This window comes from Fibrobacter sp., assembly GCF_017551775.1.
GTDB lineage: Bacteria > Fibrobacterota > Fibrobacteria > Fibrobacterales > Fibrobacteraceae > Fibrobacter.
Genome location: NZ_JAFZKX010000075.1, coordinates 12089 through 26350 on the forward strand (window position 1 = coordinate 12089; position 14262 = coordinate 26350).

A 14262-nucleotide genomic window follows, 5' to 3' on the forward strand; every position below is an offset into this window, starting at 1 on the left:
TTTCAGACCGTGTGGATTTTTAAAAGAACAATTATCAAATTAACAATTACGAGCCAGAACCACGTGGAGGCATCAGCCTTGAATGCCTGAAAAACGGTGCGCCGGGGCGAGCTCTTTTTTTTGTTGCTAACAAGGAATTCGCCGTTCATGGGGAACATCGGTGTTTTTTGGGCCCAAGCCCGCCAGGTGTCGCCGAACTTTTCTTCGAGGAAGTTGTCTTCCGCTTTGGCGAGGAGGATTTCGAAAAGGATCGTTGCGAGAAAGAAAAGGTGGAAGAAGGGCGTTACGCCGACGTGGAAGGAGATGACGCCCAGGGCGATGCACGTGTTCGACAAGTAAAGCGGATGCCTGCAGTTGGCGTAGGGGCCGTCCGTGACGAGTTCGCTGGCCTCGTGCTTGGAACCACGCGTGTGCTGCCCTATATATTGGCGCGATTTTATCCGCAGCATGATCCCGACCACGTAGGTGACGATGGTTGTCAGATAGGGGGCGATTTCGACCATGCGGGTGTAATTTTGCGGGAACGGGGCCGCGGGTGTCGCGAACATGGCGAGGGCGAGTATAGCGAGGATGTAGCCCCGGAAACGGTAGAGGATTTCGCTAGCCTTTCGCATGTTCCATCTCCACGATGTTGAAGCGGGATTCCGCTGCGGCGCTGAACGGATCGTGGCTCGACATGATGACCCACTTGTTCTGCTTGGCGGCGCAGTCCAGGAACTGGAGGAGTATGTTCTCGCGGTCGGCGAGCGTGATGGCCGCCATCGGTTCGTCGAGGAGCACTACGGGTGCATCGGAAGCGAGCGCCCACAGGAGCGCGATGCGCGAACGTTCCCCGCCCGAAAGGCCTTCCTTGCGGAGCAGGCGGTCGGTGCCCGCTACTTCTATGAAGTCGTGCAGGGCGCCCGCACTGAGGGCCGACGTTCCTCCGTTCTTTTCGAGCTGCCGCAGGAGCATGCGCCGTGGCGGGAGTTCCAGGTCTTGCGGGATAAAGAACACGTTTGCCGCGGGTTGCGCGTTGCCTTCGGGATGCGAACCCCATTCCTCGAGCCCGGCGACGAGCCGCAGGAGCGTGGACTTCCCGATGCCGTTTTTGCCGCGCAGCAGTACCGGCCTGCTCTTGTCGAGCGTCAGGTTGAAGTCGCGGAACACCGGCGTGTTCGAACCCTCGTAGCGGAAGTTGCCGCCGTGAATCTCGAGACCCGCAGCATCCCCGCTTGTCATTCTGGAGTCTGTCATTCTGGAGCCGAAGGCGATAGAATCCACGGCCGCTGCGCCTTTACTAATTGCGTCGGAGTCCACCTTGCGAGGTAACTTCCCGAATTCGACCAGCACGCGGTACGCGCTCGATGCCGAACGGAACTGCGGCAAAACGCGCGAACATTCCTTGACGGGCTTGTAGCACAGGAGGAGCGCCGAGCAGAACAGCACCAGCCCCGTGCCGTCCATCCACCCGCGGCTGATGAGCAGCGCGCAGAACGCGAGCACCATGATCATCGCCGTTACAGACAAAGTTTCCATCGCGATGGCGAGCCCGTTCTTGCGTACGCTCGCGGCAAGGCCCTTCTGGTTCAGCGCGTCCGCGTCGGCTTGGAGTTCGCTTGCGACAGCTTCGCGTTCCGTTTTCCCGCTCCAGTTGCGGAATATTTTGCGGGCCGCGTTCAGGCTCAGCCTGAAATTCGACCGAGCGTACAGGAGCGATTCCTCGGTCGGCCCGAGGGACTGCAGCTTGCGCTGCATCCATGCGACAAACGGGACTACCGCCGCGAACAGGAACAGCGTGAGCGGCCATGATATATATATAAGTACGGGCAGGAATATGGCGAGCTGGAGGATCGCCTGCACCATCTGGAAAAAGACCCCGCCGTTGTTTTGCAGGGCTAGCGTCGATTCGTAGGCAGCTTCCACCCGCGCATCACCCTCGCCGTTGTGGAAAAGCCTGGGCGAAAGCGAGCGCAGCGCGTCCAGGAACCACCGCATGATGCGCAAGTTCGTGTGGTAAAGGAACGTCTCGGAGTTGCGGACCTTCGCGAACATGAATATCTGCCGCAGCGCGGCGACGAGCGCCATCAGGAGCGCCCATTCCCACAGGGCGAACGGCGTTTCGCCCGAGAGCAGCTGCATGAACGAGCGGATACCCCAAAGAAGCCCCGCGTCGGCGGCGCTGGCCATCAAGGCGAGGGGCAAAAACCTAAAAATGCCGGTAAAAAGGGATTTCTTGAGCCAATTTTGGATATCCACATAAAAAAAATAAAAAAATCGCTGCAACACCCTTTACAAAAAAATCCAAATAACTATATTTGGCCCTACCAAGACGCCCCTATCGTCTAGTGGCCCAGGACTCGGGATTTTCATTCCCGCAACAGCGGTTCGAAACCGCTTGGGGGTATACAAAAAGGACTCGCGAAAGCGGGTCCTTTTTGTTGTTGCAAAAAAAAGTATCAATTTGGCTTATTTTTGCCGCGAAACCGTTTATAAGTATAGATGGTGGATTTTCCCTGTCTGCCTACGCGGGGGCGTTCCCGTCTGATATGAATTATGGAAACAAAAAATACTCCCTTCGAGCAACTGACCATCACCAACAGGTTCATGTTTGCGATGGTGTTCAGCCACAAGGAAATCGCTAAGCCCTTCCTCGAAGCAATTCTCGGCATCAAGATTCATGAACTCCGCGATCCCGAACCGGAAAAGACCATCGAGATTAGTCCTGTTAGTAAGGGTGTACGCTTTGATGTTTTTGTGAAGGAAAGCGGCCCCAATGGCGAAATTATCCGCAGCTTTGATATCGAAATGCAGATTGAGGACACCCACGAAATCCCCAAGCGGGCTCGCTTCTACCAGGCCATGCGCGACAGCGAGGCTCTGTGCAGAGGTGAAAAATACTTCAACCTTAAAGAACTTTACATCATCTTCCTTTGTCCCGAAGACATTTTTGGGAAGGATCGTGCTGTCTACAGATTCAAAAACTTTGAGGCCGATGACCCGAAAATAGAGATGGGCGATCTCTCCTTCAAAAATTTTTATATCTTTAGTAAGTACCGTGAGGTCGCTGAGAAGGCAATTCGGGATTACATGGAGTATTTTGCCACCAACAAGGCGAATACCCCAGCAACCGAGGACATCGACAGGCTTGTGAAGTGGTACCAGACGGACAGCAACACGAGGATTCGCTACATGACATGGCAAGAGGAAATAGACATCGCCGTTGAGCTTGAGCGCCAGCGTGCTGACGAAATCCAAAAAAAGGCTGATGCAGAAAAGGCCCGCGCTGATGAAGCGGAAGCTCGTGCTGATAAGTACGAGAAGATGCTTCGGGAGCTTGGAAAACTGTAGCGAACCTGGTAAAAAACCGATTTTTTACACAATCGTGACAAAAATAGGAACAAATTATTCCATATTGGAATAAAAAAAATGCCTATCCCCCCCTTTTTTTGGAAAAATAATGTATAATTGTAATCATCCTAAACGTTCCTAATATGGCGTTTTTGATTGAAAAAAGCAATTCTTCGTCTTTCTTGTGTGCGTTGTGACACAATCGTGACAAAAGTTTGACAAACCTATTGCTTTTCTGAATCAAAGTGTGTATATTAGGATTGTTAACCGAGCAATGTTGCTCAAACAAGTGTGTCACAAACAACAAGGAGTACACTATGAAGAAACAAGGTTTTACCCTTATCGAATTGATGGTCGTGATCGTGATCATGGGCATCCTCGCCGCCGTCGCAGTGCCGAAACTGTTCGGCATGATCGCCAAGTCCAAGGCCTCTGAAGTCCCGACCGCCGCCGGTACTTGGATCAACATGATTGAAGCTTATGCTCAGGAAGCTTATGCAGCCGGTGACTGGAACCAGATTGGTTACACCGCTCCGGGTGACAAGAAGGCCTCTGGCTCCTTCGAATCTAACGAATTCATCTATGTTGGTGGTCTTGACGGCGACCAGGGCACTTGGTCTGCGGAAAACCGTCATAAGTTGGATGACTGCTTGTCTGGAGCAGGCGTCGGTTGGGAGTTGACTGCAACGGTGCAATCTGAAGGCTCTTCTAAGGCTGGCCAGGCTTCCATTGCTGTTGGAACGGGTCGTGCCGAATGCATGGGCCTCACCACTTCCTTCGTGAAACTTGCTAAAGACTAGTATTGTTTAAACGAGAATAATTTAAACCGGCTCCATTTGGGGTCGGTTTTTCATTAGGTTGCATGGAAGAAATGTCTTTTTATTCTATTCATTTTATCATAGCTTTGTGCATTTCTGTTGTTGTGCCTGCCGTTTGCAGAAACCCGCTAAAAAAGCGCTTGGTTGCACTGGTGTGCGCTCCTATCATCCTGTATGTCTTTTTTTATGACTATGACTATGGGGTTATGGGTGGTCCTTTCCCGTATTTCCTCTCTTATGTGGGTGCGGCATTTGCTGTTTGTCTAAGTCTGCTGGTGGTTTCTTTCCGGAGAGTTCCTGTAGATACCTCGTGCGTTTCGCGGCCATTGACAAAATTTTTATTCTCGGAAATTTTCGCATGCATTATTCTCTGTATAATATTTGCTGTTCCATGGGCTATTGATACTTTTCCACTTTCTAATGTAGAAGCGGTCCTTTTTACTGTATTTGCAGGGGATAATGAGGGTTCTGAAGAATTTGTAATATCCACTTTTACAGACAAGGTTATAATCCCTGTTTTGTGCACTCTTGTTGCGGTTCTACTTGCCCAGCTGGTATTGTCTTTTGCATTGTCTAAAAAGAAGAACTTTTATGAAGCAAGGTTCTCCTTTTTTAAGTTGTCTTTTAATCGAGGCGAGTGCCTACAGATTCTTTGGCAAATTCAGAAGGCTTTGATGACCATTTTCGGCATATATGCCACAATACTCCTTCTCGTATTACCAGGAATCGTCATGAGCGATCCGTTTAAGTTGCTGATTCAACGGCCTGTAGATTCAGAATTTTACCGCAACAATTACATTCATCCCGATTCTGTTAAAATAGAAACACAGAACGAGCCGATGAATCTTGTTGTTATTTTCCTGGAATCAATGGAAAAAAATTTTGCTCACTATACACCAGAAATTGTTGACCTAGAAAAGAAATCACTCGATTTTTTGCCTGGCGGACAAAATGTTTCAGGAACGGGTTGGACTATTGCTGGGCTTACCGGAAAACTTTGCGGAATTCCCCTAAATATGCCCATGGGTATCGAAGAATATTTCGGACCGCTTCCTACGCATGTGCCGTATGCAAAATGTTTGATGAATGTACTGGCTGAAAAGGGGTATAATCAGCTATACATACAGGGGACTAACGGAGATTTTACTCAGAAACGAGACTTTTGGAAAACTCATGGAAATGTCGATGTTCACGATATAAAACATTACAAGTCTGTAGGCAAAATTCCGGAAGATTACTTAGTATTCTGGGGATTCGAAGACCGAAAATTATACCATTTGGCAAAAGAAGAACTGGATAGTCTTGCGAATTTAAAAAAGCCCTTTGCTCTTTATATGTTGACTATCGATACGCATCAGCCTCGAGGTTATCTAGATGACTCGTGTAGGGCTGCATTGAAAGAAATCGGCATTACAGATATCAAACTAAATTATTTCCCAGAAGCCTTACGCTGCGCGTCTATGCAGTTGGAGTCTTTTATAAATTGGATGCGAGAACAGCCGTGGTTCAATAAAACTGTGATTTTCGTAATGGGTGATCATACCGCTCCCCTCTTATCCACAAAAGCAGGAGTATCTCAATCGGACAGCCTCTATTGGACAAATTTTGTTATCAATTCAGTTACGGGCAACGAGGGTGTCTATCGGCAAGGACGTGCATATTCTTCGTTGGATATGTTCCCTACGATATTAGAGTCTATGGGGTATGCGTTGGACGGACACGCCATTGGCTTGGGGCGCTCGCTTTATGCTGACAGCCCGACATTACTTGAAATGTACGGACGAAAAAGCTTGGACAGTTTACTGCGGGAACGAAGCATCCAATACGATTATTTTTTGATGGGTGAAAGAAAATGAGTGGAAAAACTGTTTTATGAATGCCCTTTACGAAAAGAAATGGTTTATCTTTCTGGCCGGCATAGTTCTATTTTTCGCTTTTGTTCGGTATAAGGGTTATGATTTCGATGCAGCACTCTACCTGTTGCAGGTGATGAACTATTTGCAGCCGGAACGATTCGTAAACGATGTCCCATTCATGTTCGGCAATCAAGATTCTTTCAGTCTTTTCTCGCCTATTATTGCTGCTGTTTTTAAAATTCTGGGCGTAAATGTTGGCGGGGTTGTTGCGACGTTGTTCTTGCAGGTTGCTTTAGGCTCGGCTATCATTACGTTGGTATATAAATGGTGTAAATCGGTTAATGCCGTGTCATGGTCGCTTCCTGTGACAATCCTAATGTTTGCTTTGTTGGCGAATAAGGAGTATGGGCCTGCCGGTTTCTATTTGCCCATGTTCGAGCCAGTTCTTGTTGCTAGGCTTGCTTCCGAAGTATTGGTCGTAATGGGGCTGGCATTTCTCTTTAGCAAAAGTAGATATATATCGTTGGCTCTTTTTGTATTGGCTGCATTGATGCATCCATTGATGGGTGGGTGGGCACTTCCCCTATGGCTGTTTATTCATTTCCCCAAATTTAGAATGCCTGTGATTGTATTGGCTTTTCTTTCTCCGTTGAGCGGATTCCTGCATATAGGACGATTCGATTTTTATCCCGATGATTGGAATCCCATCTTTTTTAGACCGGGATGGGGTGATGTTCTTTTATATTCTGGTCTGTTGCTATTTTGGGTGGCCATGTCCCGGCATTTCAAGGAGGGATTTTTTGCGAAATTCTCTCTGAGCCTATTTTGGGTATCGTTAATAGGATTCTATTTGCAATTTGCAGGGTCTTATATGGAACACATTCTGTTGTTCCAAGTGCAGCCTTTTAGGGCTCAGTGGCTCTGCGCAATTTCTGTAATTCCTGTATTTGCGATTTATGTTCGTGGCTGCCTAATAAATTGCGAAAAGTTGAATCTTCGCGATTATGCTGGATTTGTATTGGGATTGTGCGCGGTTGCCGGGTGCCAGTGGTCTGTATTTTTGTTTGCATGCCTTGTCCTGGTATTTTCCCCTATAGGGAATAGGAATGTTGTTGAATTGCCAGCTCTTTGGGTGAAGGTGCTGTTCGTCTTTGGCTTTGTGTTCTTACTTGCGAATTCTCTGTTCTGTAACTTTGTTCAATTGTCTGTAGAGCAAGGAATCGGAAATACGAATATGGCGGTATCGTGGATGTGTATTCCCTCTTACCTGTCCGTTGTTGAAAAAATTTTATTGGTTGTTTTTACTTTGATATGCGTATCGCAGAAAAAATACGGATATGCATTAATCTTTGCTATTGCTTTTGGTTGTGGATGCCTGAAAATTCTCCCTATCGTAGCGTTGCTTCTTTGTCTTTTGCCCAATTTGAGTTCTTCAATAAAAAAAGCTTTGTTGGCTTTTTCGATTTCTTTTTCTTTTTTTGAATTATTGAGTTCTTTGTACAAGTCCAATTCTACTGAAATGCAGCCTCTTGAAAACGCTGCGGCTGCATGCATCCTCCTTTTTGTAGTATTATTCGCAGTTTCTTGTTGGATTATGGTTCTGAAAAAAGACGCACATAGTCGTAATGCGCTAGTGCCGTTTTTGGTGCTGGTTGTTTCACTTTCTGCGTGGGATATTTATAGATGGGATTCTAGAAATGAATTTGTGGCTTTGAACGAAAAACAGATGGACGCTTTTTTTGAGACCCCGATATTCCCACAGGTGAAAGATCGCGGCAAACTCCTTTTTACCGTTGATTACGAAACGCCTATACAATCTAGAATGAACTTTTTGACTGGGGCATATGCTGACGAGTCTATTTATGTGGGTGAAGTCTTTTATAAAGAACAGTTTATGGAATCTAACCGCCGCCGAAGTGCTTTGTTGACGGGATCATCGCAAATGGTTCATTTAGGCGAGTTTAAAAAAGAAATCTATAAGGTTTATACAAACCCAGATACGCTTTTTGCTCGTGTTCATTATTTGTGTGGTGCAGGAGAAATATCGCATTTCGCTACGGACTATGCGAATATGCCTCTCTCTAAACAGGATTCTGTATACTTAGATGTAAAACAAAAAAATGTATGGCTGTACGGATGCCCTGGTAAATAAGATGCGTTCCTTGTTAGAAAAGAAATGGTTTATCTATACGGCTGGTTTGGCCTTTTTCTTTGTATTGTTCCGTTATTACGGATATTTTGAGGATGCAGGTCGCTACCTATTGCAAGTGGTTCATTTCTTGCATCCTGAGCGCTTTGTAAACGATGTCCCGTTCATGTTCGGGAATCAGGATAGCTTTACCGTTTTTTCTCCGATAATGGCAATCTTTTTTAAGATGTTTGGAGTCAATTGCGGGGGAGTCGTTGCAGTCTTTTTGATTGAAATCTTGTGGGGGGTGGCAGCAATAACGTTGTTTGTACGTTGGACGAAATTGTGGGGACACCCAACATGGGCTCTGCCCACCTTTATTGCATGCCTTGTTGTGCTTACCAATAAGCAGTATGGGAGTGGAGCTTATTTCCCGATAATTGATCATATTTTGGTCGCTAGATTCGCTGCGGAAGTTTTTATTCTTTTGGGATTAGCCTTTTTGTGGTCTAGAAACCGCTATGTGTCTTTAGCGATGTTCTTGTTGGCGTCCGTATTGCACCCGTTGATGGGTGGGTGGGGTATACCACTTTGGCTGCTTCTCCATTACCCCAAACTTCGTTTGCCATTATTGATAGTGGCTGTTTTTGCTCTTTTTACGGCTTTTTTGCACATGGGCCGTTTAGATTTCTATCCAAACGATTGGTTTGGCCAAAGCCTTCCATTCACACCAACGGGCGAAGACGCCATATTCTATGCGACAATTCTTGTTTTTTGGTGGGTTGTCTGGAAATTTTGCAGGAATCTTGCCGTTTCCAGATTTGCGTATGCTATTTTCTGGCTTTGCCTTATAGGTGTCTTTTGGCAGTATGCAGGAATCACCCTGCGTCACGAACTGCTGGTCCAGGCGCAGCCCTACCGCGTTTTGTGGCTAGGTTTTATCCCCATGGTCCCGATTTCGGCTTTGTGTCTGTGGGATTATTTCCGTAACCCCACATCGATTTCATTGTGGTTGAATGCGAGGCCGAGGCTTGCGCGGGCTGCGTTTGTCTTTGCTCTAATCTTTTTGGTTGCATCGGCTTTCTTGCACAATATGGTGCAATTGGCTTTGGAACAGAATGTTGGAAATGTTGGCTTGGCTCGAAATCTTATGGATTTGCCTGCAATGTTGGCTCCTGTCCACAAAGTTGTTTTAGGTCTACTTGCTTTGATATGTCTTGTGGAACGTCGTTTTTGGTTAGCTATTGCCTTTGGTCTTTCTTTGTTTAATGGCGATTTAACGATTCTCCCTATCATTGCCATTGTATTGTATCTGCTCCCGTCTATAGATGGCTTGCTTAAGGATATCTTGATTGTCTGTGCAATTGTTATTTCGCTTGCGGAATATTTGTCTGGCTTGCAGGCGTCTCCATTGCTTGGTCCTGGTATTCAGAGCACTCTTTTCCTCGTCATTTTGTTCATCCTTATAGGTTGCGTTACATATTTGTATAGAAGTCATAGGGAGAGCGTGTTGTGGATTCCGTTTGTGCTGATGATTGCGACATTTGCGGTCTGGGACTTTGCCAAATGGGATGTGCGCAGTGAGTCAAGAATATTGGATGAGCAACAAATGGACGCATTCTTTGATCAGACAGCTTTCCCTCAAATTCAGGATCGAGGAAAAATTTTGTTTGTAGAAAATGGCGAATCCCCTTTGCAGTCTCGTTTCAAGTTCTTGACTGGGACTTATGCTGACGAAACCATTAATATTGGAGAACTATTTTACAAAGGACAGTTTCTTGAGGCCCGTTCTCGCAAAAATGCATTGCTTTTGGGTGATACTGTTTTGGGTAATTGGGGTAATTATACCCAAAGAATAGCTGAAGTCTATGCGAATCCTGATACTTTATTGGCTCGCGTGAATTTCTTGTGCGACATTGATGATATTACACATTTTGTCTCGGATTATGCGAGTATGCCTTTGCTAAGGCTGGATTCTCTATTTCTTACTGTGAAGAGTAAGTATATATATTTATATGGGTGTAATTGACGTTTTTTTTACGGATAGGTATAAAAAAGTAAAAGGTTTTCACAATGAGAAGGTATTTGAAATTTTTTGGATTGGTCTTCCTTACAATCTTTTGCTTTGTTGGAATGTTCCTTTTTGAAAGTATTGATGTTTTAATGGCTTTCTTTCCTCTGGAAAATCTCGATGCTGTTGTTTTTACTCTTACGCACAATGTAGATGGGACCACAAATCTTATGTGGTTGCTTCTAGAACCATGTTTGAAAACTGCCGCTGAAAATACTTTTTGGGGGCTTGCTTTTATTGTGTCGATTATAGTATTCTTTTTGCACATTTCTTGCAAAAAAAAATCCATTGATTTGCGGACTTTTATGAAAAAACTCATCAAACCGGTAATAATTTGCATTGCGGTATTTTGCTTAATTATTTGGCTTCCCACTATACATAAATTTCCGTTGATGTCTTACATAGAATTCTATGGGGCTTTATTGAATGATGAACCAATTTATAATTCATTGTATGAAGAAGACTATGTTCATCCAGATTCCATTCCCGTTACGTTTGACAAAAAGAGGAATCTTATTTTAGTGTTTTTGGAGTCAGTTGAAGGCAATTTTCAAGATAAAAAAAATGGAGGGAGTCTCAAAGATAACTTAATCCCAGATATAACAGAAATGATTGAAGCAAATGTGTCTTTTCTACCTGGAGGGATGACGGTAGAAGGAACGGGATGGACGATGGCGGAAACGATTGCAAAAACGTGTGGAATCCCATTGCAAGAACCGATAGGTCGGAATAGGCATGGAATAGAAAATTATCTAAAAAAAGCAGTGTGTTTAACAGATGTTCTTCAAAAAAATGGATATGAAATCAAATTGGTTCAAGGAACGGATATTGCGTTTGCTTCAATGGATTTTTTTGCTAATTCGCACGGCATTGAAAAGAAAAACATTTATGATTTGTCACATTTTTTAAAGAAGAATATTTTTCGTTCGGACAAGTCTTTTTTTGAAAGTATAAAGGATGCGGATCTATATAACGAGGTGAAAAATATTGCTAATGATTTAGGAAAACAGAATAAACCATGGATGCTTTGGTTCTTTACCATGGACACTCATGGTCCATATGGACGGATTGACTCCAATTGTGTTGAAATTCCTCTGCACATACAAAGAAAACAACAATATCCCTTCGCATTACGATGCGCTTCGAAACATATAAAAGATTTTGTCGAATGGGCAAAAATACAGGATTGGTTTGAAAATACGACCATTGTTGTTATGGGCGATCATCCGGCAATGATTGCTCCGGAGGTGGTAGGTTATCCCCAAGAAAAAATTGAACGTTATTGGGTAGATTTCTTTGTGAATTCAGAAATAGCTTCTGTTCCGAGTAGGGATAGGCAATTTACTTCATTTGACATGTTTCCGACGATTCTGGAAGCGATGGGTGTGAAAGTTGAAGGTCGCGCGCTGGGATTGGGCCGTTCTTTATTTTCTGAAGAGAAAACCTTAATCGAAAAATATGGAAAAGATTCTCTTAATGCTTTAATAAAAAGGAAGGGAACGAAATACAAATCGTTCTGGGATTAAATCTTTTTGAAAGTCAGACGTTATGTAGTGTTTTTTTTCGAAGAAGAGAAATTAAAACAAAAAGTTTAAACGTATATTTGGTTTAATGAAGTTAAAGAATCTTCCACAGAGTTCCTTCTGCTGCGCATTCTGCCTGAACTTGGCTTTCTTACTGGTTTGCCTTGCGGTTTGCGGGTTCCATAGGGGCTCCTTGGACGATTACTTCATGTCGGCTGTAATCACCGGGGCCTACGGCGGTGAATTCGACCCGCATACGCTTTTCGTGAACGGGGCCTATGCTTACTTCTTGAAGCCGTTCTATGCGCTTTTCCCGGAGGTGGGCTGGTACTTTATTTTTGAACTGCTGGGCGCGTTTGCCGCGTTTACGGTGTTCGTCTACTTCATGCTGCGCCAGGTGGGCGGTAAGCTGGGGGTGGCTCTTTCCGTATTCTTGCTTGCGTGCCTCGCTCCGGATTTCTACCTGCAGGCGGCCTTTACCCAGTGCGCTGCGGCGTCGACGGCCGCGGCCATTTTGCTGTTCTACTTTGGCAACGGGGAACGCCGCAAGGCCTGGATTGTTCTGGGCGGATTGTTCTTTGTCGCGGGCATGGTGTTCCGCAAAGAAGGATTCCTTTTGGGGGTGCCCTTCCTGGCGGCGGTGCTGGCCCTGAATTTCTTCGAAACGCGCAAGATCATGAAGACGACCATCGCGGTTTTCGTGGCCTGCGTATGCGCCTATCAGCTGTTGCAGAACTTCAACAACGGCCTGTTCGAGGACAAGGAATATTCTTATTACCGCGAATACCAGTGGAGCCGAGCCCTGTTTGGCGACGGCGACAATTACGATGTCGACGCCACCTACGACGAACTGGAAGAACGGCAGATGCAGGGGCGCGATTTTAGGTTCCTCCGGAGTTGGATTTTCTACGACACCGAAGTGTTCTCGCTGGATAGCCTGAAGCCGATTGCGGGCATCGTCCAGAGGAACCGCTACGAGGTGAATCCGGCCAGGATGCCGGCGGCGCTTTTCCTCGTTGTGGCGAAGTCGTTCTTCCAGGCGAATGCTTGGTGCTGGATTGTACTTTGTTTCATGTTCTTCTTCTTTATCCCCAAACGCGCCAACTGGTACACCTGGGGCTCGCTTGCGCTGTTGTGCCTTTGCATGGGCTACCTGCTGTACGTGAACCGGGTGGTTTACCACGTGGAGTCGGGGATATGGCTCTACGCCATAGTCTGCGCGATTCCGATGATGCGCAAGGAATATTTTGAGAAGGGCCGGAACATCGGCAGGCTGCCTTCCCTGATTTGGCTTATGGCGCTTGGCAGCCTGGTGCTCGCATTGTCGGGCCAGCGTGGCGTCGACAACAACCGTCCGCTTTTCGGTATTCCGCAGATGTCTACGGAATGGAGCGAATTTGACCAGTATGTGCGGGCGCATCCCGACGACGTGTTCCTGCTCTATTTCAATGACTACAAATACCTCGCGACCTACAGGGACCCACCTTACAGGGCGGTTGCCCCGAGCAGCTGGGGCAACATCATTCCGCTCGGTTACTGGAACATGAACCTGCCCGGCATGCAGAAGGAAATGTGGGTGCGCGGCGTGCAGAACCCCATAAGGGATATCGTCAAGGAAAACGTGTATGTGCTGGAGACTGACACGCTTCACAGATTCAACCGTTTCTACCGTGTCCATTACCATGACTCGGTCTCTATGCGGACGGTGAGGGAGTTCGGGGACATGCGCCTGGTGAAGTACCGCCGCGAAGGGGGTGAACCATGACGATTTTCCAGAAAATCGGTTTCGGCATTTTTATAGTGCTCGTCGCCTTTGCGGTCGTGTTCTCGTATTTGATTAGTGCCCAGTATATCAAGCCGTCCTACAAGCCGTGGCACATGCAGCCCCGTGTCGACGCGGATTCGCTGACGGCGGAATATGCGGACAACTATGAACTGCTTGGCAAGGGCCAACTCTTTAGGCGGTTTGCCGATACGTCGCGGATAACGGTGAACATATTGGTGGATGCCTGGGGCGTGCCTTTTGATACGGCGCTCCTGCGCAAGGACTTCTCCGCGTTTAAGGAGGTGCCGCACAAGGAATACTTGCATTACAGGCTGGTGAACCGCACGAGGCATGCGGAATTCGCCGAGTTGAAGACCAACGACACGAACGGCTTGTACCTTTTCGGCGGGGATTCCCTGGAGTACGGGCGCAACCTCTATATCGACTCGCTGGGATATTCCGCGCGCGTTTTCTGCCAGAAGTGTTCCGACAGTTCGATGATTACGTCGCTGGATTCCGCCCTGTTTTTCGGGACCGTGAAGACGCTTGCGCTGACGACGCAAGGCAGCCGCGACGGGGACAGGGAGAAGTTGCGCATCACGCTGAATCTCATCGCCGAAGTCGCCCGGAAATATCCCAAAGTGCAGTTCATAGTGCAGGGAACGCACCGGCCCACCCTCGGCGACCCGAAAATCCGCCGCGAGAGCTTTACGCACTGGGTTCCTGCGGTTGTGCTGAATTGAAATTTAGGGGAATTTTGTTAAAACTCGC

At 46.7% G+C, this 14262-nt stretch carries 10 protein-coding genes and 1 tRNA gene; 9 read left to right on the top strand and 2 right to left on the bottom strand.

Going from position 1 to position 14262, the window contains the following annotated elements:
• Window positions 1-2: 2 nt before the first annotated feature.
• Entirely contained in the window at window positions 3-614 is a 612-nt protein-coding gene (locus IK012_RS08690; protein WP_290953228.1) for an isoprenylcysteine carboxylmethyltransferase family protein, read from the bottom strand.
• Window positions 601-2238: an ATP-binding cassette domain-containing protein gene (locus IK012_RS08695; RefSeq protein ID WP_290953230.1), complete on the bottom strand. Its 1638-nt coding sequence runs from the start codon at window positions 2236-2238 to the stop codon at window positions 601-603. Before IK012_RS08695 ends, IK012_RS08690 begins: the two co-directional genes overlap by 14 nt.
• A 75-nt stretch (window positions 2239-2313) precedes the next feature.
• Between IK012_RS08695 and IK012_RS08700 the strand changes: the two genes are divergently transcribed.
• The 9 genes from IK012_RS08700 (at window position 2314) to IK012_RS08740 (ending at window position 14234) form a co-directional block, all read left to right on the top strand.
• Window positions 2314-2386, top strand: a tRNA-Glu gene (locus IK012_RS08700).
• Between the two features lie 149 nt (window positions 2387-2535).
• The gene (locus IK012_RS08705) at window positions 2536-3330 is read left to right on the top strand and encodes an Rpn family recombination-promoting nuclease/putative transposase (protein ID WP_290953233.1); all 795 of its coding nucleotides are present in this window, start codon (window positions 2536-2538) and stop codon (window positions 3328-3330) included.
• Window positions 3331-3647: 317 nt separating this feature from the next.
• Entirely contained in the window at window positions 3648-4130 is a 483-nt protein-coding gene (locus IK012_RS08710; RefSeq protein WP_290953234.1) for a type II secretion system protein, read from the top strand.
• Between the two features lie 62 nt (window positions 4131-4192).
• Window positions 4193-6004, top strand: coding sequence for an LTA synthase family protein (locus IK012_RS08715; RefSeq protein WP_290953237.1), 1812 nt, complete (start codon window positions 4193-4195; stop codon window positions 6002-6004).
• Window positions 5991-8156, top strand: coding sequence for a hypothetical protein (locus IK012_RS08720; protein ID WP_290953240.1), 2166 nt, complete (start codon window positions 5991-5993; stop codon window positions 8154-8156). Before IK012_RS08715 ends, IK012_RS08720 begins: the two co-directional genes overlap by 14 nt.
• Before the next feature lie 10 nt (window positions 8157-8166).
• Window positions 8167-10161, top strand: a complete 1995-nt coding sequence (locus IK012_RS08725; protein WP_290953242.1) for a hypothetical protein — start codon at window positions 8167-8169, stop codon at window positions 10159-10161.
• 104 nt (window positions 10162-10265) lie between these two features.
• Entirely contained in the window at window positions 10266-11729 is a 1464-nt protein-coding gene (locus tag IK012_RS08730) for an LTA synthase family protein (RefSeq protein ID WP_290953244.1), read from the top strand.
• A gap of 85 nt (window positions 11730-11814) precedes the next feature.
• Window positions 11815-13491 (top strand): hypothetical protein, encoded by a 1677-nt coding sequence (locus tag IK012_RS08735; protein ID WP_290953247.1) that lies wholly within the window; start codon window positions 11815-11817, stop codon window positions 13489-13491.
• Window positions 13488-14234, top strand: a complete 747-nt coding sequence (locus IK012_RS08740; protein WP_290953250.1) for a hypothetical protein — start codon at window positions 13488-13490, stop codon at window positions 14232-14234. Before IK012_RS08735 ends, IK012_RS08740 begins: the two co-directional genes overlap by 4 nt.
• The last annotated feature ends 28 nt before the right edge of the window (window positions 14235-14262 follow it).

Excerpts from the sequence above, each read along its gene's own strand:
- IK012_RS08690 (WP_290953228.1), bottom strand. The coding sequence starts at position 614 with ATGCGAAAGGCTAGCGAAATCCTCTACCGTTTCCGGGGCTACATCCTC.
- IK012_RS08705 (WP_290953233.1), top strand. The coding sequence starts at position 2,536 with ATGGAAACAAAAAATACTCCCTTCGAGCAACTGACCATCACCAACAGG.
- IK012_RS08710 (WP_290953234.1), top strand. The coding sequence starts at position 3,648 with ATGAAGAAACAAGGTTTTACCCTTATCGAATTGATGGTCGTGATCGTG.
- IK012_RS08715 (WP_290953237.1), top strand. The coding sequence starts at position 4,193 with ATGGAAGAAATGTCTTTTTATTCTATTCATTTTATCATAGCTTTGTGC.
- IK012_RS08730 (WP_290953244.1), top strand. The coding sequence starts at position 10,266 with ATGTTCCTTTTTGAAAGTATTGATGTTTTAATGGCTTTCTTTCCTCTG.
- IK012_RS08735 (WP_290953247.1), top strand. The coding sequence starts at position 11,815 with ATGAAGTTAAAGAATCTTCCACAGAGTTCCTTCTGCTGCGCATTCTGC.
- IK012_RS08740 (WP_290953250.1), top strand. The coding sequence starts at position 13,488 with ATGACGATTTTCCAGAAAATCGGTTTCGGCATTTTTATAGTGCTCGTC.